The organism is Myceligenerans xiligouense (assembly GCF_003814695.1).
Taxonomy (GTDB): Bacteria; Actinomycetota; Actinomycetes; order Actinomycetales; family Cellulomonadaceae; genus Myceligenerans; species Myceligenerans xiligouense.
On record NZ_RKQZ01000001.1, the window covers coordinates 968,858 to 992,742 of the forward strand.

Here is a 23,885-nt window from a genome sequence, read left to right on the forward strand (position 1 = left end):
AAATACTGGACTTCATCCACGCACCCGTGCATGATGTGTGGCGAGCGCGATGAATCCTTTCAATCCGAAAGGTCTCGCCCCGCTCCATCGATGTACTTCCGCAGCTCAACGACGAGACCGCCGAGGTGAACCCACGTGTCCCGAGCTCTGTCCCGCAGATCGCCGGTCCTGCGCGGCGCGGCCCTTGCCGCCGCGCTGGCCCTTCCCGTAGCCACCCTCACCGCGGCCCCCGCGGCTGCCGCGCCGGCCGCGCCCGACTCCGTCCGCGTCGCGCACGCGGACGAGGACTCCCTGACCATCCGCTGGAACGAGGTGGAGGGCGCCACCGGCTACGTGCTGAGCCGTGCCGACAGCCTCGACGGCCCGTGGACCGAGGTGGCGCGCACCGACGAGCGCACGGTGTTCGCCACGGACGCCGGGATCGACACCGGCGCGGTCCACTACTACCGCGCCACCGCGCTCGGCGCGGACGGGGAGAGCGCGCCCAGCGCCGCCGGCGTCGGCTCGCTGGTCGGACTGCCCGACGTCGAACTGCCCGACGGCGGGCTCGTCCTCGACCTCGGGCCCGGCGCCGTCGCCGACGGCGCGACCGGCCTGGACGCCGCCACCGCCTACACCGCCCGGAACCGCCTCGGCTGGGTCGACCCGTCCGCCGTCACCGGCTCCGACCGCGGCACGGACGACCCCTTGCGCGCCGACTTCGTCACCGTCGGCGACACCGAGCTCGTGGCCGACCTGCCCGACGGCGACTACACGGTCGACGTCGTCGCGGGCGACCCCGAGGGCGCCACCGACATCGCGATCACCGCGGAGCAGATGGAGAAGGTCGAGTCGTCCCAGGCGGGCGCCGGCGAGTTCGTCACCGCGACGTTCCGGATCGCCCTCGTGGACGGGCAGCTCAACCTGGAGTTCGCGGGCGACGCCCCGAACCTCGCGGGCCTGACGATCACCCGGGACGCCGAGCGCGAGCCGGGCGCCCTGCCCACCGTGTGGGTCACGGGCGACTCGACCGTCCAGACCTACGACCCGTACTGGGCGCCGCAGGCCGGCTGGGGCCAGATGATCGAGCGGTTCCTCTCGGACGACGTCGTCGTCACGAACAAGGCGATCGGCGGGCGGTCCTCGAAGAACTTCATCAGCCAGGGCCGCCTCGACGAGGTCCTCACGCGGATCCGCCCGGGCGACACGCTGTTCGTCCAGTTCGGGCACAACGACAACAGCTACGGCGTCGACGACCGCTACGCGGCTCCCGCCGACTACCGCAACTACCTGCGCACCTACGTGGACGGCGCGCGGCAGCGCGGCGCCACGCCGGTTCTGGTCACGCCGGTCTCCCGCCGCTCGTTCGACCCCGGCACCGGCGAGTTCAACGTGTCGTTCCCGGAGTACGTCCGCGAGGCGAGCGAGCTCGCCACCGAGCTGGACGTGCCCCTGGTCGACCTGTCCGCCGGCAGCCGCGCCTACCTGAACGAGATCGGCCCGGAAGCGGCGAAGTCGGTGTTCCTGCACGTCCCGGCCGGGGTCTACCCGAACCGGCCCGACGGCACGACCGACGACACGCACTTCCAGGAGTACGGCGCGATCCAGATGGCGAGGATCGTGGCGCGGGACACCGCCGGGCTCGGCATCCCGCTGTCCGGCGAGGTGGTCGACGTCGAGCCGCCCGCCGCGGTTCCGCCCGCCCCGACCGGGCTGGACGCCGGCTCCGTCTCGAACTCCAGTGTTCGGCTGACCTGGAACGACACCGAGAACACGGACATCTACCGGGTGTTCCGGCGCGAGAGCGGAGCCGGTGCGTGGACGCTTGCCACGACGTCGACGATCCCGGTCGCGGACATCACCGGTCTGACCGAGGGCACCAGCTACGACCTGCGCGTCGTGGCGGCGAACGGCCGGGGCGACTCGGCGCCGTCGGACGGCATCACCGTCAGCACGAAGGCGGCGCTGTACAAGTTCGACCTCCAGCTCGCCGGGAACGAGACGCTCGACGGCTGGACCGCCGTCGACCCGACCACGCTCTACGGCCAGGGTCAGGAATACGGCTTCACCGGCGACGCCGGTCCGGGCGGCCGTGACCGCGGCATCGACTGGGACTACGCCCCCGACGCCATGGAGCGCGACTTCCTCCTGCCGTCCGCGGACACGCCGTTCGCCGTCGACCTGGCGCCCGGCAGCTACGCCGTGACCGCGTACTGGGGCGACATGCTCGGCACCGCCCGGCTCGGCCTGACCGTCGAGGGGCGGGAGCTCGGCTCCTCGAACGCGGGTCGCGGGTCCGTGGCGAGCAAGGTGGTCCAGCCGGTCGAGGTCACGGACGGCACGCTCGACATCATCGCCGTCGGCTGGCTGAACGGCCTGACGATCACGCCCCTGGAGACGGCCGTGTCGAACCTGGCGGCCGGTGCCGTGACGTTCGACGGCGCGACGGCGTCCGTCCCCCTGACCTGGGACGAGACCGACGACGCCGCGGGCTACCGGGTGTACCGGAAGGCCGAGGGGGCGGCGGAGCGCGAGACCGTCGCGGACGTCACCGCGGGGTCGTACACCGACACGACGGCGAACCCCGGGCTCACCTACCGGTACACGGTGGTGACCCTGGACGGCTCCGGGGCGGAAGGCATCGAGAGCGCACCGCTCGAGGTCTCCACGGTCGACCGGGACGTGGCGGTCCCGGCGGCGCCGTCGGCCCTCGCGGTCGGCGAGGTGGACAAGAACCTGGTGTCCCTGAGCTGGGACGCCGCGGACGAGGCGCTCTACTACCGCGTCCTGCGTGCCGGGTCCGCCGACGAGGAGCCCGTGGTGATCGGCACGACCGCCGAGACCACGTTCGCGGACACGGGCGTCCTCACGACGGTTCCCTACCACTACACGGTCGTCGCGATGAACGCCGGCGGCGCGTCGGCGTCGTCGGACCCGGTGGTCTCGCCGGCCGACACCCTGCTGGCGCGCCAGGCCGAGCGGATCGACCGGTCACCCGTCGCGGTCGCGCTGCCCGACGGCGGCGTCTACGTGGGCTGGCGCCTGCTCGGGAACGATCCCGAGGCGATCCGGTTCCACGTCTACCGCGACGGCGAGCGGATCACGCGGAAGCCGGTCAGCCGCTCGACGAACCTGACGGACGCGCACGGCACCGCCGACGCGGTGTACCGCGTCAGCGAGGTGCGGGGCGCGGGAGGGAAGGCGCGGGAGCGCTGGGCCACCCAGGAGTTCACCCCGTGGGACGGGCAGACGCGGGACATCCCGCTCGACAAGCCGTCCGGCGGGGTCACGCCCGACGGCGAGGAGTACACCTACAGCGCGAACGACGCGTCGGTCGGTGACGTCGACGGCGACGGGCAGTACGAGATCGTCGTGAAGTGGAACCCGTCCAACGCTCGCGACAACTCGCACTCCGGCCACACCGGGAACGTCTACCTCGACGCGTACGAGTTCGACGGCACGCGGCTGTGGCGGGTCGACCTGGGCCGGAACATCCGCGCCGGGGCGCACTACACGCAGTTCCAGGTGTTCGACTACGACGGCGACGGCCGGGCGGAGCTGATCACCAAGACGGCCGACGGCACCACCGACGCGGCCGGCACCGTCATCGGCGACGCCCGTGCCGACCACCGCAACTCGGAGGGCCGCGTGCTGGCGGGTCCGGAGTTCCTGACGGTGTTCGACGGCGCCACCGGCGTCGCCCTCGACACGATCGACTACGTCCCGCCGCGCGGCGACGTCGCGGACTGGGGCGACGGGTACGGCAACCGCGTGGACCGGTTCCTCGCGGCCACCGCGTACCTCGACGGCGAGCACCCGTCCGCGGTGTTCTCCCGCGGGTACTACACCCGGACCGTCATCGCCGCGTTCGACTGGGACGGCGAACGGCTGCGCGAGCGCTGGGTCCTCGACTCGGACGAGAGCGGCCGCCGGTGGGCCGGTCAGGGCAACCACGACATGCACGTGGCCGACGTCGACGGCGACCAGCTCGACGAGATCGTCTTCGGGTCGATGACGGTGGACGACGACGGCACCGGGCTGTACACGACCCGGCTGGGCCACGGCGACGCGATGCACGTGAGCGACCTCGACCCGGCGCGTGACGGTCTGGAGGTGTTCGCCGCGCACGAGGACATGGGGGCGGCGGGCAACCGCGGCGCGACCTTCCGGGACGCCGCCACGGGCGAGGTCCTCTGGTCGATCCCGGCAGACCGTGACACCGGCCGTGCCGCGGCCGGCGACATCGACCCGCGGTACGACGGCGCCGAGGCGTGGGCGATCGGTGGGGACTTCGCGTGGAACTCGCGGGTCGGCGAGCTGCGCTCGGTGTCGGGGGAGCTGATCACCACCGCGATCCCGGCCGCCAACTTCCTCACCTGGTGGGACGGCGACCTGCTGCGGGAGATCGGCGACCACGACTACGCGCAGGACGCGGGGGCCGGCGTGCCGACCGTCTCGAAGTGGGACTGGGAGAACGACCAGGAGGTCGAGATCTACCGCGCCACCGGGACGCTGTCGAACAACTCCACGAAGGGCAACGTGTCGCTCCAGGCCGACCTGTTCGGCGACTGGCGGGAGGAGATCGTCACCCGGACGGAGGACTCGACCGCGCTGCGGATCGCCACCACGGTGGACCCGACCAGGCACCGGCTGCGCACGCTCATGTCGGACCCGATGTACCGCACGGCGGTGGCCTGGCAGAACACGGCGTACAACCAGCCGCCGCACGTCAGCTACCACCTGGGCGAGGGCATGGCGACCCCTCCGGCTCCCCGCCTGGACTACACGAGCGGGCCCGTCCGGGGAGACCGGGTGCGCTGACGCCCGGCTCGTCCGCGCGGAGCACGACGTCGTCCCGGAGCTCCGGGACGACGTCGTCGCGCCGGGCGAGCCCCCCGGCCGGCGACCGAGTCCGTCTGCCGGCCCGCGGTTAGGGTGCTGCCATGCGCATCGTCGTCCCGGTCAAGTACGTCCCCGACATCAACACGGACCGGGGCTTCGAGGATTGTCGCGTCCGCCGCACGCCCGCCGAGGGCACCCTCAACGAGCTCGACGAGCACGCGATCGAGGCCGCCCTGCAGATCGTCGAGGCGGCCGGTGAGGGCGAGGTCGTCGCCGTGACGGTCGCACCGCCGGACGGCGACTCCGCGCTGCGCAAGGCGTTCCAGCTCGGCGTCGAGCGCGGTGTCCGCGTGTCGGACGACGTCCTCGCGGGCGCCGACTACTTCGGGACCGCCGCGGCCCTGGCCGCCACCGTCCGCAAGCTGGAGTCCGAGGGCCCGGTCGACCTGGTGATCACCGGGATGGCCGCGCTCGACGGCCTCGGTTCCGTGGTCCCGACCCTGCTCGCGGCCGAGCTCGGACGCCCGGCGCTCACGCTGGCCAAGAAGGTCGGCGTGTCCGACGGCGTGCTGTCGGTGACCCGCGAGCACGACGACGTCACGGAGGAGCTCTCCGCGCCGCTGCCCGCCGTGCTGTCGGTGACGGACACCGCGAACCAGCCGCGGCTGCCCAACTTCAAGCGGATCATGGCCGCCCGCAGCAAGCAGGCCGAGGCGTGGACGGCGTCGGACATCGGGCTGGACGCGCCCGCCGCCCGCACGCGGGTGCTCGGCGCCGCCCCGCGCCCCGCCCGGCCCGAGCCGGTGCTCGTGACCGACAAGGGCGAGGGCGGCAAGGCCCTGGCCGCGTACCTGATCAAGAACGACCTGGTCTGAGAGGGGACCCGAGATGACGAACCGCACGGTCCTGGTCCTGCTCGACCCGGCCACCGAGATCCGTACCAGCACCCTGGAACTCTTCACGATCGCCCGCGGCCTCGGCACCGTCGAGGCGGTCGCCCTGGAGGGAGCCGGCGTCGAGGTGCTCGCGCAGCTCGAGGCGTACGGCGTCGAGTCCGTGCACCAGGCCGAGTTCTCCGACGCCGCCGGCCACGTGGTGACCGGCGACGAGCGGCATCTGCCCGCCGTCGTGGCGGCGGCCCTGGCCGCTGCGGTACGCCGGGCCGACGCCGACGTGGTGCTGCTGCCCAGCAGCTTCGCCGCGAAGGAGGCGGCGGCGCTGACCGCCCGCGCGCTGGGCGCCGGCCTGATCATCGACGCCGCCGGGGTGTCCGAGGGCGACGACGGCCGCATCGTGGGCTCGAAGCGCGTCTTCGCCGGGTCGTGGGACACCTCGTGCGAGGTAACCACCGACGTCGCGGTGCTGACCGTCCGTGCCAACGCGGTGGTTCCCGCCCCCGCCGCCGTTCCCGTCCACACCCAGACGGAGCCGCTGCCCGTCGAGGTGCCGGCACTCGGCGTGACGCTCACGTCGCGTGAGGTGAAATCCCGTTCGGGCGACCGGCCCCCGCTGGAGGAGGCGGCGATCGTCGTCGCGGGCGGGCGCGGGACGGACGGCGACTTCGCGCCGGTCGTCGAGCTGGCCGACGCGCTCGGCGCGGCCGTCGGCGCGTCGCGTGACGCCGTGTTCGAGGGCTGGTGGGACACCTACGTGGGGCAGACGGGCGTGACCGTCGCGCCGCGCGTGTACATCGGCGCGGGCATCTCCGGCGCGCCGCACCACCGGGGCGGGATGCAGGCGTCCCAGCACGTCGTCGCCGTGAACAGCGACCCGGAGGCGCCGATCTTCGAGATCTGCGACTTCGCGGTCGTCGGCGAGCTGGCCGACGTGCTTCCCCAGGCCGCGGAGGAGATCCGCAGGCACAAAGGCTGAGACTCCGGCGCAGAATGGACCCATGAAGCCCCTGCCACCGCTCGTGCCCGTCCGGGAGTCACTGCCGTCCGGTGAGCGGCGCCGTGCCGCCCGGCACCTGCTGCTGGACGGCTTCGGGCCGGACGCGCAGGCGCGGCTGGCCGGTGCGCGCGTCGTCGTGATCGGCGCCGGCGGGCTCGGGTCGCCCGTGCTCCAGTACCTGGCCGCCGCCGGTGTCGGCACGCTGGGGATCGTGGACGACGACGTCGTGGCGCCGTCGAACCTGCAGCGCCAGGTGCTGCACGGGCCCGGCGACGCGGACCGGCCCAAGACGACGTCCGCCGCCGACAGCCTGCGCGTGTTGCGCGGCCCCGGTCTGAAGGTCACCGAGCACCGGCTCCGCCTCGACGCCACGAACGCGCGCGAGCTCCTGGGCGGGTACGACCTGGTCGTGGACGGTTCCGACACGTTCGCCACCCGGTACGCCGTGTCCGACGCCGCCGCCGCGCTCGGCATGCCCGTCGTGTGGGGGACGGTGCTGGGCTGGGACGGCCAGGTCGCGGTGTGGTGGTCCGCCGCGCCGGGCGGCCGCGGCATCACGTACCCCGACGTGTTCGGGCCGCAGCCGCCCGAGGGCGAGTCGTGCGAGACGGTCGGGGTGCTCGGCCCGGCGTGCGGCGCGGTGGGCTCGGCCATGGCGGTCGAGGCCGTCAAACTTCTCACCGGCACGGGCGACGTCGCCCTCGGCCGGATCCTCGTGTACGACGCCCGGACCTCGGGCTGGGACACGATCCCGCTCGCCGCGCCCGAGCCCTACGGCGGACGCCGGGCCGCGCCACCGACCGCCGTCGTCCCCGACGGCTACGGTGCGGACGACGACGGTGCGGACGACGACGGTGCGGACGACGACGGTGCGGACGACGACGGTGCCGACGCCGGCGTCGCCGCGTACCTGCCCGACGGCGTGCTCGTGGTCGACGTCGGGCGGCTGCCCGCCCGCCTTCCCGCCGGGACCGCCGCCGTCCGGGCCGACCTGGAGTCCCTCGCCGGCGGTGACCTGCCCGCCGCCCTGGCGGACCACCCGGCCGACGCGCCGATCGTCGTCGTGTGCGAGCGGGGCCTGCGATCCCGGGGCGCGGCCGCACTGCTGGCCGACCTGGGCTGGCGCGACGTCACGCCGGCGGGTCACCTCCTGTTCACCTGAGCGTTCATACCCGGTCGGGGCGAGGTCACGGGCCGCTCATAGCGTCGGCGGCGACCGTCCCCCCTCCCCGCCAGACCGGAGTCACCACGATGACGATCGCTCCCGAGTCGCGGCAGTTGCTGCCCGTCGCGACCACCCCCCACTACGCCCGCGGCAAGCGGTCCGCCGCCACCTGCTACTGGAAGTGCGCCGACCAGTGCGCGCACCCGGCGCCGAACACGAGCGCCAACGAGTACTTCCGCGACGTCGCCTCCCGGGCGCTGTCGCGCCGCGTCATGCTCGGCGGCCTGGCCGCCGCGGCGGGCGCGGTCGTGGTCGGCGCCGAGGTGCTCGGCGCGGAGCCGGCGCAGGCCGCCGCGCTCACCGGGCGCGGACACGGCCGCGGCAAGGGCCTGTCCTTCGGCCCCATCGCGACCCAGGACCGGACGGTCGACGACGTCGTCGTTCCGGAGGGCTACGAGTGGTCGCCCATCATCCGGTGGGGCGACCCGATCCTGCCCGGCGGGCACGCCTTCGACGTGACCGCGCAGTCCGTCCGGCAGCAGGAGCGCCAGTTCGGCTACAACTGCGACTACCTCGACATCCTGCCCGCGAACCCGCGCGACCTGCGTTCCATGGTCGAGACGCGCCGCGGCCGCCGGGGCATCCTCGTGGCGAACCACGAGTACACCAACCGCGACATCATGTTCGACGACTCGTACGACGACGCGACCAAGCGTGCCGTGGAGCGAGCCGCGCACGGCATGTCCGTGGTCGAGGTCGTTCGCAGGCGCGAGGGCGGGCCGTGGGACTACCTGCGGATCGCCCCGAAGAACCGCCGCATCCACATGGACACCGAGTTCCTCATCGACGGCCCGGCGGCCGGCACCGACGCGATGAAGACCGTCGAGGACCCGGCCGGCACCACGGTCCGCGGCACACTGAACAACTGCGCCGGTGGTACGACGCCGTGGGGCACGGTGCTCTCCGGCGAGGAGAACTGGCACGGGTACCTCATCGCGAGCGGCGACGACGAGCGCGACGCCCGCTACGGCATCGCCACCAGCGCCACCCGGTACGGCTGGGAGCTGGACGACCCGCGCTTCGACACCAGGAACGCCGGCTACGAGAACGAGAAGAACCGTTTCGGCTGGATCGTGGAGCTCGACCCGTACGACCCGACCGCCGCTCCCGTCAAGCACACCGCGCTGGGCCGGCTCAAGCACGAGGGCGCGAACGTCATCGTGGCCCCCGACAAGCGGGTCGTGGTGTACATGGGCGACGACGAGCGGTTCGAGTACGTCTACAAGTTCGTCTCGAAGAACGCCATGCGGGACGGCGACGACCGCCGCACGCGCGCGTACAACAAGACGCTCCTGACCGAGGGCGACCTGTACGTCGCGAAGTTCCAGGGCGACTCCCCGGCCGGGGAGTTCGACGGCTCCGGCGCCCTGCCGTCCGACGGCGCGTTCGACGGTACCGGCGAGTGGCTTCCGCTCGTGGTCGACGGCGCCTCCGCGGTGGACGGCATGTCCGTCGAGGAGGTTCTTCTCTACACCCGCGTCGCCGCCGACCGCGTCGGCGCCACGAAGATGGACCGCCCCGAGGACGTCGAGCCGAACCCGTTCACCGGCAACGTCTACGTCGCCTGCACCAACAACTCCCAGCGCGGCACCGGCACCCGGGAGGGCGCGACGGAGCCGAACCCGCGCAACGAGAACCGTGACGGGCACATCGTGGAGATCGTCGAGGGCGACCAGACGTCGACCTGGTTCGCGTGGAACCTGCTGCTCGTGGCCGGCGACCCGAGCGTGAACGACTCCACCTACTTCTCGGGCTTCCCGGCCGACAAGGTGTCGCCGATCTCCTGCCCGGACAACGTGGCGTTCGACACGGACGGCAACCTGTGGATCTCCACGGACGGCCAGCCCTCCGCGATCGGGAAGTGCGACGGCGTCTTCCGGGTCACCCTCACCGGCCGCGAGCGCGGCAACGTGGAGCAGTTCCTCTCGGTGCCCCGCGGGGCGGAGGCCTGCGGCCCGCTGATCGACCTGCGCGACCAGATGGTCTACGTCAACGTCCAGCACCCGGGCGACGACGGCTCGTTCGCGCAGCAGACGTCCTACTTCCCGGACTACCTCGACGAGGGCGAGCGCGGGCCCGTCGGATCGTGGCGCGGCCCCCGCCCGTCCACCGTGCAGGTGTACCGGAAGCGCGGCCACCGCCGCTGACGCTCTCCGGCGGACGCCGGGCCGCGGGTCCGGCGTCCGCCTCGGGAAGCAACAGCACTCCTTCGCGGTTCGTAGACTTGATGGACGTGACCGCCTCCCTGACCGAGCCCGTCACCGGGCACCCGGACGGCTCCGAGCCGCCGCCGGGCACCGGTACCTACCTCGACCACGCCGCCACCACGCCGATGACCTCGGCCGCGCTGGCGGCGTTCGTCGAGCACGCCCGCCACACCGGCAACGCCTCGTCGCTGCACTCGGCCGGCCGTGCCGCCCGGCGCACCGCCGAGGAGGCCCGCGAGACCGTGGCAGCCGCCCTCGGTGCGCGCCCCAGCGAGGTGATCTTCACCGCGAGCGGCACCGAGGCCGACAACCTCGCGATCAAGGGCATGTTCTGGGGCCGGCGCGCCGAGGACAAGCGCCGGACGCGCATCCTGGTGTCCGCCGTCGAGCACCACGCCGTGCTCGACCCCGCCTTCTGGCTGGCCGGGCACGCCGGCGCCCAGGTGGTCCTGCTCCCGGTCGACGCCGAGGGCCGGCTCGACCTCGACGCCCTGCGCGCCGAACTCGCCGAGCACCACGCCGAGACCGCGCTCGTGTCGGTCATGTGGGCGAACAACGAGGTCGGCACCGTCCAGCCCGTCCACGACGTCGTCCGCGTCGCCCGGCACCACGGCATCCCCGTCCACGTCGACGCCGTCCAGGCCGTCGCCCACCTCCCCGTCGACTTCGCCGCGTCCGGCGCCGACGCCATGACCGTCAGCGGGCACAAGCTCGGCGGCCCCGCCGGCGTCGGCGCCCTGCTCGCCCGCCGCGACCTCCCGCTCGACGCCGTCCTGCACGGCGGCGGCCAGGAACGCGGCGTCCGCTCCGGAACCCTCGACGTGCCCGCGATCGCCGCGTTCGGCGTGGCCGTCCGCGACGCCGTCGCCGGGCGGGAGAGCCACGCCGCCCGTGTCACCGCCCTCCGCGACACGCTGATCGCCCGCGTGCGCGACGTCGTCCCCGACGCCATGCTGTGCGGTCCCGACCCACGGACCGACCCCGGCGGACGCCTGCCCGGCAACGCGCACTTCGTGTTCCCCGGCGCCGAGGGCGACTCCCTGCTCTACCTGCTGGACTCCGCGGGCATCCAGGCGTCCACCGGCTCCGCCTGCCAGGCCGGCGTGCCCCAGCCCTCGCACGTCCTGCTCGCCATGGGGGTGCCCGAGACCACGGCACGCGGCGCCCTGCGGTTCTCGCTCGGCACCACCTCGGCACCGGCCGACGTCGAACGACTCGCCGCGGCCCTCCCGCAGGTGGTCGAACGCGCCCGGGCGGCGGGACTCGTCGGAGGTGGCCGCGCATGAAGGTCCTCGCAGCGATGTCCGGCGGTGTCGACTCCGCCGTTGCCGCGGCGCTCGCGGTGGAGGCGGGGCACGACGTCGTCGGCGTGCACATGGCCCTGTCGCGCAACCGTGACCAGTTCCGCAGCGGCTCGCGCGGCTGCTGCTCCATCGAGGACGCGGGCGACGCCCGTCGTGCCGCCGACGTGCTCGGGATCCCGTACTACGTGTGGGACCTGTCGGAGACGTTCGAGGAGACGGTGGTGGCCGACTTCCTCTCCGAGTACGAGGCCGGCCGCACGCCGAACCCCTGCGTGCGCTGCAACGAGCACATCAAGTTCGAGGCGCTGCTCGACAAGGCGACGGCCCTCGGCTTCGACGCCGTCGCGACGGGACACTACGCCCGGATCGAGACCCGTGAGCAGACCTGGGACGGCGCCGCCGCCCGCCCCGGGAGCGACGGGCACGCCGCCGGCGACCGCGCGGCCCGGGTGGTCCGCGAGCTGCACCGCTCCCCGAACACCGCGAAGGACCAGTCCTACGTCCTGGCCGTGATGGGACCGGAGCGCCTGGCGCGGGCGATGTTCCCGCTGGGCGGCTTCGCGACCAAGGACGAGGTCCGGGCCGAGGCCGCGAGGCGCGGCCTGTCCGTCTCCGCGAAGCCGGACTCCTACGACATCTGCTTCGTGGCCGACGGCGACACCCGCGGCTTCCTGCGCGAGCGCCTCGGCTCCCGGCCCGGCGCCGTCGTGGACACCGGCGGCGAGGTGGTCGGCGAGCACGACGGCGCGTACGCGTTCACGGTGGGCCAGCGCAAGGGCCTCGGTCTCGGCCGCCCGGCCGCGGACGGGAAGGCGCGGTACGTGGTCGACGTGCAGACCTCGACCAACACGGTCGTGGTAGGCCCTGCCGAACTGCTGAGCGTGAACCGGATCGCCGGGGAGAAGGCGATCTGGTTCGACGGCGTCCTGGACACCGTCCCGTCCGACGACGGCGGCTGGTTCCCCGCGGAGATCCAGATCCGGGCACACGGCGCTCCTGTCCCGGCCCGCGTCCGGGCGGTCCCTGGCACCGACCGCACGCCCAGTGCCGACCGCACGCCCGGACCGCCGTCGGACACGACGGCAGGCGATGCCACGATGGAGATCGAACTGACCGGCGACCCGCTGCGCGGCGTGGCCCCGGGCCAGTCGGTAGTCGCCTACGCGGGAACCCGAGTCCTCGGCCAGGCCACGGTCGCCAACTCCTGGCGCGCCTGACCCCCCGTCATCCCAGGGCGTCGACCACGCCATTTCGGCGACCACGCCATCCTGCCTCGTGGGAGCGTGACCACCAGCCGAAATGGCGTGGTCGGCAGCCGGTCAGTTCCCCGCCAGACGGCTCCACAGGAACGTCCAGTGGGTGGCCGCCATGTAGGCCGCCTGGGCGTTGTCCGCCGCGCCGCCGTGGCCGCCCTCGACGTTCTCGTAGTACGTGACGTCCTTGCCGTGCGCGAGCATGAGCGCCGCCAGCTTGCGGGCGTGGCCCGGGTGCACGCGGTCGTCCTTGGTCGACGTCGTGAACAGCACGGGCGGGTGCTCCCCGTCCTGGGCGAACAGGTGGTACGGCGAGAAGCCGCGCAGGAACTCCCAGTCGTCGGTGTCCGGGTCGCCGTACTCCGCCACCCAGGAGGCCCCGGCCAGCAGGTGGGAGTACCGCTTCATGTCGAGCAGGGGCACCCCCACGATCACCGCGCCGAACAGGTCCGGGTACCGCGTGAGCATGTTCCCGGCGAGCAGGCCGCCGTTGGACCGGCCCTCCATCCCGAGGCGACGCGGCTCGGTGACCCCGGTCGCCACGAGGTCGCGGGCCACGGCCGCGAAGTCCTCGTAGGCCTTGTGGCGCTTCTCCCGGAGCGCGGCCTGGTGCCAGGCCGGCCCGTACTCCCCGCCGCCGCGGATGTTCGCGACCGCGTACACCCCGCCGCGTTCGAGCCAGGCGCGGCCGATCGTGCCCGAGTAGGCCGGCTGCAGCGCGATCTCGAAGCCGCCGTAGCCCCACAGGAGCGTCGGCGCTGTCGCGTCCCCGTCGAGCACGTCCGAGCGGCCCACGACGAAGTACGGCACGCGGGTGCCGTCGTCGGACCTGGTGAACCGCTGCCTCGCGACGAGGCCGCCGGCCTCGAAGCGTTCCGGGGCGGCCTTGAGCGGCACCGGCGTGGCCGGCCCGCCCCCCGGGCCGGCATCGGGTGCCGCGCTTCCGCGGGCCAGCGTCGGCGGGGTGAGGAAGCCGGCGGTGGTCACCCAGACGTCGTCCGAGTCGACGGCGTCGACCGTGCTCACGCCGACGGAGAGCAGCTCGCCCGACACGGGGAGCTCCGACCGCGCCCAGGGCCGTCCCAGCACGGAGGCGGCACCGTCGGGACCCTCCGGCACGTCGGGCGGCGTCAGCACGTGGGGCTGGTTGGTGACGTCGTCCAGGACGTTCACCACGAGGTGATGCCGGGTCCAGGCGGTTCCGGCGAGCGATCGTGTCGCGGTCGGCTCGAACAGCACCGTCATCCGCCGCCGCCCGGCCAGGAACGCGTCGAGCGGTGCGGCGAGCAGCGATCCGGCCCGGTACGTGGCGCTCGAGCCGTCGCCCCCGGCGACCTCCCAGTCCGCCCGCAGCCGCACCAGCAGCCACTCCCGGTGCAGCCCGACGTTCGCCGAGTCGGGGACCTCGATCCGCACCAGCTCCTGGTCCGGCGTCCCGACGCCGGTCACCAGCCAGGTCTCGCTCGTGAAGAAGGACGGCGCCCGCACCACGACGTCGCGCTCGAACCCCGGCGTGCGCGACCGCCGCGCCGACACCGCGACGTCCGACTCCTCGCCCTCGAACACCGTCACCGCGGCGTCGAGCGGCGTGCCCCGGCGCCACAGCTTCGCGATCCGGGGATAGCCCGACGTCGTCGTGGTGCCCTCGCCGAAGTCCGTGGACAGGTACACCGTGTCCGCGTCCACCCAACCCAGGCTGCCCTTGGCGGCCGGACGGACGAAACCGCCCTCCGCCGCCGGCACGAACCGCTTGTCGACCAGGTCGAACTCCCGCGTGACGTCCGTGTCCGAGCCGCCCGGGGACAGGTCCACCAGCGCCCGGCGCCACGGCTCGCCGGCGGCGAGCTGCTCCGGGGTGGGCCGCAGCATCGAGGCGCCGTGCCACACCCAGCTCTCGCCCTCCGCCTCGGCCAGCGCGTCCAGGTCGAGGACCGTCTCCCAGTCGGGGTGGTCGGTCGCGTACGACGACGGTGTGGTGCGCCGCCACACTCCGCGCACGTGCCGGGCGTCCCGCCAGAAGTTGTAGTAGTGCTCGCCGATCTGGGACACGTGCGGGATCTTGTCCTCGGCGTCGAGCACCTCCCTGACCTGCTTCTCGATCGTGCCGAACAGTTCGCCGTCGAGGCGGGCGGACATGTCCGCGTTGCGCTCGCGGACCCAGGCCAGTGCCTCGTCGCCCGACACGTCCTCGAGCCAGGTGTACGGGTCGTCGCTCGGGTCGAGCGGGGTGCTGGGTGCGGCAGTCATGAGGGAACACTAACTTTTCACAAGTGGCCCGCGGCCACCGGGTGGCGAGACATGGCGGTTCCGGGGGAAAATTCCTGTTCACACCGCGATTGAGGGGTACCGCCGGATTTCGTCCTGTGGTAGAACTCAAACCCTGATGAGGGCTTCGCCCTCGTCGCGCCGCGTCGGCGAGGAAGGCCCTGGAGTGCCGTCCTCGTTCCGCGTGGATCCGACGATGAAATCCAACATGGGGGGACCGGCTCTGTGAGCTCGACGTCTTCTACTCCGCCGAGCAGGCTGCGCCAGGTCGCGCCCTGGGTCAGTGTCGTCGGCGTCGCCGCCTTCGTCCTGGTGGCGCCCGCTCTCTACACGTCGCAGTGGGGAGGCAAGGCGCTCGGCTGGATCGTGGGTGTCGCCGCGATCCTCCTCGCCGTCGTCGCGGCGATCGTCGCGCAGCGCAGCGCGAACACCGACGTGGCCGAGGGCCGGATGTACGTGCACCGGTCGCACGTGTTCGAGAAGATCGCCGAGGAGCGCCGCGCCGCCCTCGACGCGCTCGTGACGCAGCAGCTGCCCGCCTTCCTCGCGAACGACCCGGTGCCGCCGCTGCCCCGGATCGACGACGAGCAGTCGCTCAAGCGCCTGGAGGAGGCCGGGATCGCGCTGACCCAGGTCCAGGAGGAGCGCGTCGCCCGGCGTGACGCTGTCCAGGTCGCCGTCGTCTCGCTGGGGCGCAAGGTGCAGGCCTCCGCGCACCGCATCCAGGAGGAGGCGTCGCGCATGGTGCAGCGGCACTCCACCGACCCGGACATCCTGCAGACGTCGATGCGCGTCGACCACGCCGCCGCCCAGCAGGCGCGGCAGGCGCAGAGCCTCGCCGCGCTGTGCGGCGAGTGGCCGGGCCAGCAGTGGAACGAGCCGCTCGCGCTGCCCGACGTCGTGCAGGGCGCGGCCGGGCGCATCACCGCCTTCCACCGTGTCGAGGTCTCGGGCGACCCGGGCGTCGCGGTCTCCGCACGGATCGTCGAGCCGCTCATCCACCTGGTGGCCGAGCTCCTGGCGAACGCCACGCAGTCCTCCCCGCCCACCACGCAGGTGCTGGTCGCGCTGCGCCAGGTCCAGCGCGGTGCGGTCATCGAGATCGACGACTGCGGTGTCGGCCTCGACGCCAAGCAGCTCGACCAGGCGCGCGACATCGCCTCGGGCAAGAAGCAGGTCAGCATTACCGACCTGGGCGAGATCCCGCAGACCGGCCTCGCCGTCGTGGGCACCTACGCGCGCCGGCACGGGTTCCGCGTCGACATCACCGAATCGGTCTACGGCGGCCTGCGGGCGATCGTCATGATCCCGGGCGAGCTCACGGAGCCCGTGGCGCCTTCCAACCTCGGCGGTACCGGCGGCGAGGCCGTGCGCGTCCCCGCGGTGCCGACGACGCCGAACCTGCCGAGCCGCGGGGCGCCGTCGGCGGCGACCGCGATCGCCGACGTCTCCGCCCCGGCCGACCTGCCCGTGGAGCCGCGGCCGGCGGCGGCCGAGGTCATCGACCCGGCGGTGCCGTCCGGTCGGACCGCCCCCGCCACGGACGCGGCCGACGAGAAGGAGCCCACGCTGAGCGACGAACCATGGCCGTCTCCGTCGACGCTGTCGGCGACCGTCACCGACCGGCCGTCACCCGGTCGCGAGCGTCCGGAGGGGCCCGACACGACCACCACCACATCGCCGGGCACACCGGCCCCAGAGACCCGTCCGGCCCGCACCGGTCCGGACGACGACGAGTTCCCAGAGCCGATGGTCCTGCCGCAGCGGCGGTCACGCCGTGAGGAGGCGGAAGCCATGCCTCCCGTGACGTCCGGGGAGTCCAACGGCAAGCACAGCAGGCCCGTCCGACAGCAGTCGGCGGAGGAGGCCGGCCAGTGGATGGGGGCCTTCTTCAGCGTGGACAAGACGCCTGGGAACGTAATTGACAGCAGCGATCCGTCGGCAGATGCCGGCGCGACTTCGGAGGATCGATGACCACGCAGGCCGAAGGCATGACACAGGCCGACGAGAACAGTTGGATGCTCGAGCTCATCAGTGGCGTGCGGGGTGTGCTTCACGTCGTGGTGCTCACGTCGGACGGCCTGATGAAGGTGCGGACCGACCAGACTCCGCTGGATGTCGCGGACAAGGTCTCGGCCGCCTGTGCCGGGTTGGCGGCGCTGGGAATCGGCATGAGCAGAGAGTTCGGGACCAGCGACTCGATCCGCCAGATCGTCGTGGAGTTCGACGGCGGTTTCCTGTTCGTCCGCGGTGCCGGCGACGGCTCGCGGCTCGCGGTGATCACCGAGTCGAACATCGACCCGGCCCTGGTCGCGCAGCAGATGCAGGCGCAGGTTCTGATGATCGGGGAACGCACCCTGGGTACCGAGGCCAGGGAGAACTGACCTCATCGAGGAGAGGCGGTAGCTCTATATGTCACAGGGGGACGAATATCGGGACCATCCGGTCCGTTCGTATGTCCTGACGTCCGGGCGCGCACACCCGACCCGCAACACCCTGCGCCCGGAGACGCTGCTGGTTGCCGTCGACGGCCGGCCGGCTCCGACGACGGCGACCCGTCAGCAACGTGACCTGGTGCGCCTCTGCCGGGGAACGCTCGCGCTCGCCGAGGTCGCCGCCTACCTGGCACTACCGGTCAGCCTGGTCGCGGTGCTGGTCTCGGACCTGGTCGACTCCGGCCATCTCACGATCCGTTCCAACCACCAGGCGCACGTCCTGCCTGAACGGGACATCCTGGAGAAGGTGCTCGATGGACTCCGCAACATCTGAACCGACAACAGGCCAGCACCTCGCGCCGTCGGTGGCACGCTCCGTGAAGGTGCTCGTGGTGGGCGCTTTCGGGGTGGGCAAGACGACCCTGATCGACTCGGTGAGCGAGATCGAGCCCCTCCGCACCGAGGAGCAGATCACGACCGCGAGCGTGGGGATCGATCCCGGCCTGCCCGAGAAGCAGACGACGACGGTGGCGCTGGACTTCGGGCGCCTCACCGTGTCGGAGGAGATCGCGCTGTACATGTTCGGCACGCCCGGGCAGCGGCGCTTCTGGGACCTGTGGGCCGGCCTGGCCGACGGCGCCGTGGGCGCGCTGGTCATGGTGGACACCCGCAGCATCGAGTCCTCGTTCGAGGTCCTGGACCAGCTCGAACTGCGCACCAAGATGCCGTTCGCCGTGGTGATCAACCAGTTCCCGGACTCGCCGCAGTACCCGGTGGAGCGCATCCGTGCCGCGCTCGACCTGCTCCCCACCACGCCGATCGTGCGGTGCGACGCGCGCAACCGGACGTCGTCCGCCCAGGCTCTGGTCCAGCTGGTCGAGCACGCCCTGACCTTCCCAGCATTCCAGAAGGCCCCCGCGTGACGCGGTCGGCCGGGAGCCGCACATGCAACCCAGGAGGCTGAACGTGGGCCCCGACCGGACCAGGCTGGAGGACGTGCCGTACCGGCCGGTGATGCTCGGTGATCACGACGTGCTCGACCCGTACTCCGACTACGAGCGCCTGCGCGAGAAGTGGGGCGCTCTGGCCCCCGTGGACATCGTTCCCGGCGTCCCCGCCTGGCTCGTGCTCGGCTACGAGGAAGCGGCCTCGATGCTGCGCAGCGAGATCATGTTCTCGCGCGATCCGCGCAACTGGACCTACGTGCGGCACCGTGCCCTCCCGGCGGGCCTGCTCGCGGTGATGGCGCCGCGGGAGAACGCCTACTACGTGGACGGACCGCGCCACCGCCGGCTGCGGGCGCCGATCGACGACGCGTTCACGACGATCGACGAGACGCGCCTGCGGGTGTCGGTGGAGGTCGCGTGCGACGCGATCCTCGACGGGCTGGCCAACCGGGGCCAGGCGGACCTGATCCACGACTTCACGGTGCCGCTGTGCGTGCACCTGCTCGCCGAACTGCTGGGCCTGAGCCACTCCGACGCGCAGCGCATGAGCGCGCTGACCCGTGACATCTACGCGGCGACCGACGCGGCGGTGGCCGCGTCGGAGGAGATCATGCAGATCATGATGGAGCACGTGGCCGCCCACCGGCTCGAACCGGGCGACGACCTGACCACGGCCATGCTCGAGCACTCCGCGATGGACAACGATGTCGAGGTGATGACCACGCTCGCCGAGATGTTCGTCATCGCGCACGACGCCGAGGTCGCGTGGGTGGCCGGAGCGCTGCACATGCTGCTGACCGACGACCGCTTCGCCGCGCGGCTGTACGGGGGCCGGCTCGACGTGACGGGCGCGGTGGACGAGGCGTCCCGGATCCGCCCGCCCGTGGTGAACGTGCTGCCGCGCTTCGCCCGCCAGGACTGCGAGCTCGGGGGCCGCGTCGTGGCGGCCGGCGACGCGCTGATCCCGGCGATCGCCGCGGCGAACGCGGACCCGGCCCTGTTCATCGACGACCCGTTGTCCGACGCCGGTGGCCGCTACCACCTGACCTGGGGCGTGGGGCCGCACAGCTGCCCGGCGCAGCGAGTGGCGTCCATCATCGGGCGCACCGCGATCTCGGCGGTGGTCCACAGGATCCCGCAGATGCGGCTCGACACGGCACCGGAGGACATCCGGATGGCGCGCTCCCTCTGGACCCGGTACCCGGCCGCCCTCCCGGTGCGGTTCACCGAGCCGCTCCAGGCCAGCCGCTGGTGAGCAGCGGAGGACCGGTCCGCCGCGGTCGCACGAGCTGAGCATTTCTCGCATACCCCCTATTCCCGATAGGGTAAATAGCGCTACCATTCGACCGGATTGTCGCAAGGAAATTCTTTCCGGACGAAGGAGCAGGGGAAACAGTGAGGATCGCCGTCGTCGGAGCCGGTTTCGCGGGGCTCGCCACCGCCAAGGTGCTCAAGGAACTGGGGCACGAGGTCACGATCTACGAGAAGGCGCCCGACGTCGGCGGCGTGTGGAGCGTGACCCGCCGATACACGGGCCTGCGGACGCAGAACAACCGCGACTCCTACGCCTTCTCGGACCTGCCGATGCCCAAGGAGTACCCCGAGTGGCCCACGGGGACGCAGGTCCAGGCCTACCTCGAGCAGTACGTGCGCACGTTCGGTCTCAAGCCGGCCCTGCGCCTCTCGACCGAGGTGGTGCGCGCCGAGCCGACCCCCGAGGAGGACGGCTGGCTGGTGACCGCGCGCCCGTCCGGCGCTCCGCTGCGCGCGCCGGAGCGCTTCGACCACCTCGTCGTCGCCAACGGCATCTTCTCCGACCCGGTCCTGCCCCGCTACGACGGCTATCCGGACCTGGTGCGCGCGGGCGGGCGGCTCATCGCGTCCAGCCAGCTGAACGACGTGGAGTCCGTCCGTGGCAAGCACGTCGTCGTCGTCGGCTACGGCAAGTCCGCGTGCGACGTCGCCGCGGAGATCGGCGAGGTCGCCGCGAGCACCACGGTCGTCGCACGGCACCTGCTGTGGAAGATGCCGAAGAAGATCGCCGGCGCGCTCAACATGAAGTACCTCCTGCTCAACCGCCTGGGTGAGAACCTGTTCCGGTACCAGACCCAGGAGACCCGCATGGAGCGGTTCCTGCACGGCGCGGGCGACCCCCTGCGGCAGGGGATGGTCAACTCGCTGGGCGCGTTCGTGACCGCCCAGCTCGGGCTGAAGAAGCTGGGCCTCGTGCCGCACGGCGAGTTCTCCGACATCGCCAGCAGCACCATCTCGCTGTCCACCGACGGGTTCTACGAGCAGGTCGCCGCCGGGACGATCGCGGTCCACCGTGACACCGAGATCTCCCGTTTCGTGATCGCCGACGACGGGCAGCCGATGGCCGAGCTCACCGACGGCGAGAGCGTGCGGGCCGACGTCGTCGTGTGCGGCACCGGGTTCCACCAGCGGATCCCCTTCCTGGACGACTCCATCGCCAAGCGCCTCCAGGACGAGAACGGCAACTTCGAGTTCTGGCACCAGATCCTCCCGCACGACGTGGCCAACCTGACCTTCGCCGGGTACAACTCGTCACTCTTCAGCCCGCTGTCGGCCGAGGTGGGTGCGCTGTGGATCGGCGCCTACCTGGCCGGGGTCCTCGACCTGCCGCCGCTGGAGGAGCGGCGTGCCGCCGTGGCCGAGCGGGTGCGGTGGATGGAGGAGCGCACCAAGGGCAAGCACGCACGCGGCACCAACGTCATCCCGTTCTCGTTGCACAACATCGACGAGACGCTCGCCGACATCGGCATCGACGTCTCGCGCGGCCAGAGGATCAAGCAGTGGCTGCTGCCCCTGGACCCGAGCGACTACGCGCCCCTGCTGCCGCAGCTCAAGGAGAAGATCGCGAACCGCGAGGTGACCGTCGACGCCTGACCCGGCCGCCGGGCGCCGGGCGGCGCGGATGTCCGACAGCCGGTCCATGATGGACCCGTGACCGAGCGCAACGCCGAAATCCAGTCCGTCGTCCTCGAGGACGCGCCGATCGACACCGCCGCGGACGAGCAGATCGCCGCCCAGCGCCGCTGGGCGGCGCTCGCCGAGCGCATCGAGGGTGCGCGCGAGGCGTACTTCGCCCACGACGCCCCCGAGGTGTCCGATGCCGAGTACGACGGCTGGATGCGTGAGCTCACCGCCCTCGAGGCCGAGTTTCCGTCGCTGGTCACGCCCGAGTCGCCGACGCAGACCGTCGGCGGGACGGCCGCCGCGGGGTTCGTGACCGTCCCGCACGTCGAGCGGATGCTGTCGCTGGACAACGTCTTCAGCACCGACGAGCTCGCCGAGTGGGCGGCCCGGGTGCACCGAGACCTCGGCCTGGCCGAGGACGTCGCGCCGAGCTACCTGTGCGAGGTCAAGATCGACGGGCTCGCCATCTCCCTGGTCTACGAGCAGGGCAGGCTCGTTCGCGGTGTGACCCGCGGGGACGGCCGTGAGGGCGAGGACGTCACGCGGAACGTCCTGCGCATCGCCGGCATCCCGCAGCGGCTCGAGGGCGACGGGCATCCCGATCTCGTGGAGGTTCGGGGAGAGGTCTTCATCCCCGTGGCCACGTTCGCCCGGCTCAACGAGCTGCAGGAGCAGTTCCGTGAGCGGGTCGTGCGGGAGGCGCGGGACCGTGCGGCCGACCACGCCGGAGGCAGGTCGTTCGACGAGGAACGCGCTCGCCTCGCCGCGTTGCGCCGGTTCCCCCAGTTCGCGAACCCCCGCAACGCCGCCGCCGGCGGGCTGCGGCAGCTCCTGGAACAGAAGGACGGCCTCAACCTGGAGGCCGGGCTCGCCCGCCTGGAGGGCCTGCGCATGTACGCCCACGGCGTCGGCGCGCTGCAGTGGACCACGGGGGAGCACACGGAGCTGGCCAGGCAGTCGGACGCCTACGCGCTCTTCGAGCGGTGGGGCATCCCGGTGTCCCCGCACAACCGGGTGGTCGACGGGCTCGCCGGGGCGCGCGAGATGATCGCGTACTTCGCCGAGCACCGGCACGACATCGAGCACGAGCTGGACGGCATCGTCGTCAAGGTGGACAGCCGTGAGCAGCAGGCCGCCCTCGGCGCCACCAGCCGCGCGCCGCGCTGGGCCATCGCCTACAAGTACCCGCCGGAGGAGGTCAACACCCGGCTGCTCGCGATCCAGATCGGCGTCGGGCGCACCGGCCGGGCCACCCCGTACGCGGTGATGGAGCCGGTCAAGGTCGCCGGCTCCACCGTCCGTCAGGCCACCCTGCACAACCAGGACGTGGTGCGGGCCAAGGGCGTCCGCATCGGTGACGTCGTGGTGCTGCGCAAGGCCGGGGACGTCATCCCCGAGATCCTCGGCCCTGTCGCCGCACTCGCCGACGACGGCTACCCGCGCGAGGACTTCGTCATGCCCGCCGGGTGCCCCGAGTGCGGCACGCCGCTGCGCCCCATGAAGGAGGGCGACGTCGACCTGCGCTGCCCCAACGCGGAGTCCTGCCCCGCGCAGGTGCGCGGACGGGTCGAGCACATCGGCTCCCGCGGCGGCCTCGACATCGAGGCGCTCGGCGAGGTGACCGCCGCCGCGCTCACGCAGCCCCTGGAGCCCGCCACGCCACCGCTGGTGACCGAGGCCGGGCTGTTCGGCCTCACGGTCGACCAGCTGCGGCCCATCCGCGTCATCGTCCGCGACAGGGACACGGGGCTGCCAAAACCGCGCGACGTCAACAAGCAGGGGGAGGAGACCGGGGAGTACGCCGAGGTCGAGCTCGAGGGCACGACCATCCGGGCCAAGGTCGCCCGGCCGTTCCAGAAGCGGGTCGGTACCACGTACCCGCCCGGGACGGAGCACCTGACGCAGGCCGAGCGGCGTGAGCGGGGCATCCGTAAGGACCACCCCGTCTACGAGGTCTCCTCCGCGGCGGAGAAACTGCTCGACGAGCTGGAGAAGGCCAAGACCAAGGACCTGTGGCGGCAGCTCGTCTCGCTCAACATCAGGCACGTCGGCCCGGTCGCCGCCCGCGCCCTCGCGGACTGGTTCGGCTCGCTGGACGCGATCCGCGCCGCGTCACGGGAGGATCTCGCCGCGGTCGACGGCGTCGGCCCGGTCATCGCCGACGAACTGCTCGCCTGGTTCGACGTCCCGTGGCACCTGGAGATCGTCGAGGCGTGGCAGGCGGCCGGAGTGCGGTTCGCGACGCCGGACCACCCGGGACCTCAGGTGATGGCGGAGAAGGCGGCCGAGGGCGCCGAGCCGGAAGGCCCGCTGGCCGGGCTGACCGTCGTCGTGACCGGGTCCCTGGTCGACTTCACGCGTGACGGCGCCAAGGAGGCGGTCATCGCCGCGGGCGGCAAGTCCGCCGGTTCCGTGTCGAAGAAGACCGACTACGTGGTCGTGGGCGAGAAGGCCGGGTCGAAGGCGGCGAAGGCCGAGGAGCTCGGGCTGCCCGTCCTCGACGAGGACGGCTTCAAGGCCCTCCTGGAGGGCGGTCCGGCTGCACTGCCCTCCGAGTAATGTCGACGACTTGACAACTTCTGCTTGACGATCAGCAGA

15 protein-coding genes are annotated in these 23,885 nt (G+C 72.5%); 14 read left to right on the forward strand and 1 reads right to left on the reverse strand.

What is annotated here, in order from left to right:
* Positions 1-135 precede the first annotated feature (135 nt).
* From EDD34_RS21370 to mnmA, 7 genes are all read left to right on the forward strand, one after another.
* A complete protein-coding gene (locus EDD34_RS21370; protein ID WP_281277742.1) occupies positions 136-4,800 on the forward strand; it encodes a rhamnogalacturonan lyase family protein in 4,665 nt (1,554 codons plus the stop codon).
* Positions 4,801-4,922: 122 nt separating this feature from the next.
* On the forward strand, positions 4,923-5,696 hold the full coding sequence (locus EDD34_RS04070) for an electron transfer flavoprotein subunit beta/FixA family protein (RefSeq protein ID WP_123813438.1): 774 nt from the start codon (positions 4,923-4,925) through the stop codon (positions 5,694-5,696).
* A 13-nt stretch (positions 5,697-5,709) separates the two neighbouring features.
* Positions 5,710-6,693, forward strand: coding sequence for an electron transfer flavoprotein subunit alpha/FixB family protein (locus tag EDD34_RS04075; RefSeq protein ID WP_123813439.1), 984 nt, complete (start codon positions 5,710-5,712; stop codon positions 6,691-6,693).
* A 22-nt stretch (positions 6,694-6,715) separates the two neighbouring features.
* Complete coding sequence (locus EDD34_RS04080; RefSeq protein ID WP_123813440.1) at positions 6,716-7,876, forward strand: HesA/MoeB/ThiF family protein; 1,161 nt, start codon at positions 6,716-6,718, stop codon at positions 7,874-7,876.
* Positions 7,877-7,965: 89 nt separating this feature from the next.
* Positions 7,966-10,086, forward strand: a complete 2,121-nt coding sequence (locus tag EDD34_RS04085) for a PhoX family protein (RefSeq protein ID WP_123813441.1) — start codon at positions 7,966-7,968, stop codon at positions 10,084-10,086.
* Positions 10,087-10,184: 98 nt separating this feature from the next.
* The gene (locus EDD34_RS04090; protein WP_281277781.1) at positions 10,185-11,432 is read left to right on the forward strand and encodes a cysteine desulfurase family protein; all 1,248 of its coding nucleotides are present in this window, start codon (positions 10,185-10,187) and stop codon (positions 11,430-11,432) included.
* On the forward strand, positions 11,429-12,667 hold the full coding sequence (mnmA, locus tag EDD34_RS04095) for a tRNA 2-thiouridine(34) synthase MnmA (RefSeq protein ID WP_123813443.1): 1,239 nt from the start codon (positions 11,429-11,431) through the stop codon (positions 12,665-12,667). Before EDD34_RS04090 ends, mnmA begins: the two co-directional genes overlap by 4 nt.
* A 102-nt stretch (positions 12,668-12,769) precedes the next feature.
* Here the strand turns inward: mnmA and EDD34_RS04100 are convergent, their stop codons facing one another.
* On the reverse strand, positions 12,770-14,950 hold the full coding sequence (locus EDD34_RS04100) for a prolyl oligopeptidase family serine peptidase (RefSeq protein WP_123813444.1): 2,181 nt from the start codon (positions 14,948-14,950) through the stop codon (positions 12,770-12,772).
* 243 nt (positions 14,951-15,193) lie between these two features.
* Here EDD34_RS04100 and EDD34_RS20820 point away from each other — a divergent pair, with 243 nt between their 5' ends.
* From EDD34_RS20820 to ligA, 7 genes are all read left to right on the forward strand, one after another.
* Positions 15,194-16,942, forward strand: a complete 1,749-nt coding sequence (locus EDD34_RS20820; protein WP_211341480.1) for an ATP-binding protein — start codon at positions 15,194-15,196, stop codon at positions 16,940-16,942.
* Positions 16,939-17,352, forward strand: a complete 414-nt coding sequence (locus tag EDD34_RS04110) for a roadblock/LC7 domain-containing protein (protein ID WP_207274383.1) — start codon at positions 16,939-16,941, stop codon at positions 17,350-17,352. Before EDD34_RS20820 ends, EDD34_RS04110 begins: the two co-directional genes overlap by 4 nt.
* Positions 17,353-17,380: 28 nt before the next feature.
* Complete coding sequence (locus EDD34_RS04115) at positions 17,381-17,737, forward strand: DUF742 domain-containing protein (RefSeq protein ID WP_123813445.1); 357 nt, start codon at positions 17,381-17,383, stop codon at positions 17,735-17,737.
* Entirely contained in the window at positions 17,718-18,326 is a 609-nt protein-coding gene (locus tag EDD34_RS04120; protein ID WP_123813446.1) for a GTP-binding protein, read from the forward strand. Before EDD34_RS04115 ends, EDD34_RS04120 begins: the two co-directional genes overlap by 20 nt.
* Before the next feature lie 22 nt (positions 18,327-18,348).
* Positions 18,349-19,605, forward strand: a complete 1,257-nt coding sequence (locus EDD34_RS04125; protein ID WP_123813447.1) for a cytochrome P450 — start codon at positions 18,349-18,351, stop codon at positions 19,603-19,605.
* Positions 19,606-19,745: 140 nt separating this feature from the next.
* Entirely contained in the window at positions 19,746-21,257 is a 1,512-nt protein-coding gene (locus EDD34_RS04130) for a flavin-containing monooxygenase (protein ID WP_123813448.1), read from the forward strand.
* Positions 21,258-21,365: 108 nt separating this feature from the next.
* Entirely contained in the window at positions 21,366-23,846 is a 2,481-nt protein-coding gene (ligA, locus tag EDD34_RS04135) for an NAD-dependent DNA ligase LigA (RefSeq protein ID WP_246012629.1), read from the forward strand.
* The last annotated feature ends 39 nt before the right edge of the window (positions 23,847-23,885 follow it).

What these genes read in the sequence shown, in the direction of transcription:
- EDD34_RS04070 (WP_123813438.1), top strand. Translation starts at nt 4,923, where the DNA reads ATGCGCATCGTCGTCCCGGTCAAGTACGTCCCCGACATCAACACGGAC.
- EDD34_RS04075 (WP_123813439.1), top strand. Translation starts at nt 5,710, where the DNA reads ATGACGAACCGCACGGTCCTGGTCCTGCTCGACCCGGCCACCGAGATC.
- EDD34_RS04080 (WP_123813440.1), top strand. Translation starts at nt 6,716, where the DNA reads ATGAAGCCCCTGCCACCGCTCGTGCCCGTCCGGGAGTCACTGCCGTCC.
- EDD34_RS04085 (WP_123813441.1), top strand. Translation starts at nt 7,966, where the DNA reads ATGACGATCGCTCCCGAGTCGCGGCAGTTGCTGCCCGTCGCGACCACC.
- mnmA (WP_123813443.1), top strand. Translation starts at nt 11,429, where the DNA reads ATGAAGGTCCTCGCAGCGATGTCCGGCGGTGTCGACTCCGCCGTTGCC.
- EDD34_RS04100 (WP_123813444.1), bottom strand. Translation starts at nt 14,950, where the DNA reads ATGACTGCCGCACCCAGCACCCCGCTCGACCCGAGCGACGACCCGTAC.
- EDD34_RS04110 (WP_207274383.1), top strand. Translation starts at nt 16,939, where the DNA reads ATGACCACGCAGGCCGAAGGCATGACACAGGCCGACGAGAACAGTTGG.
- EDD34_RS04115 (WP_123813445.1), top strand. Translation starts at nt 17,381, where the DNA reads ATGTCACAGGGGGACGAATATCGGGACCATCCGGTCCGTTCGTATGTC.
- EDD34_RS04120 (WP_123813446.1), top strand. Translation starts at nt 17,718, where the DNA reads ATGGACTCCGCAACATCTGAACCGACAACAGGCCAGCACCTCGCGCCG.
- EDD34_RS04125 (WP_123813447.1), top strand. Translation starts at nt 18,349, where the DNA reads ATGCAACCCAGGAGGCTGAACGTGGGCCCCGACCGGACCAGGCTGGAG.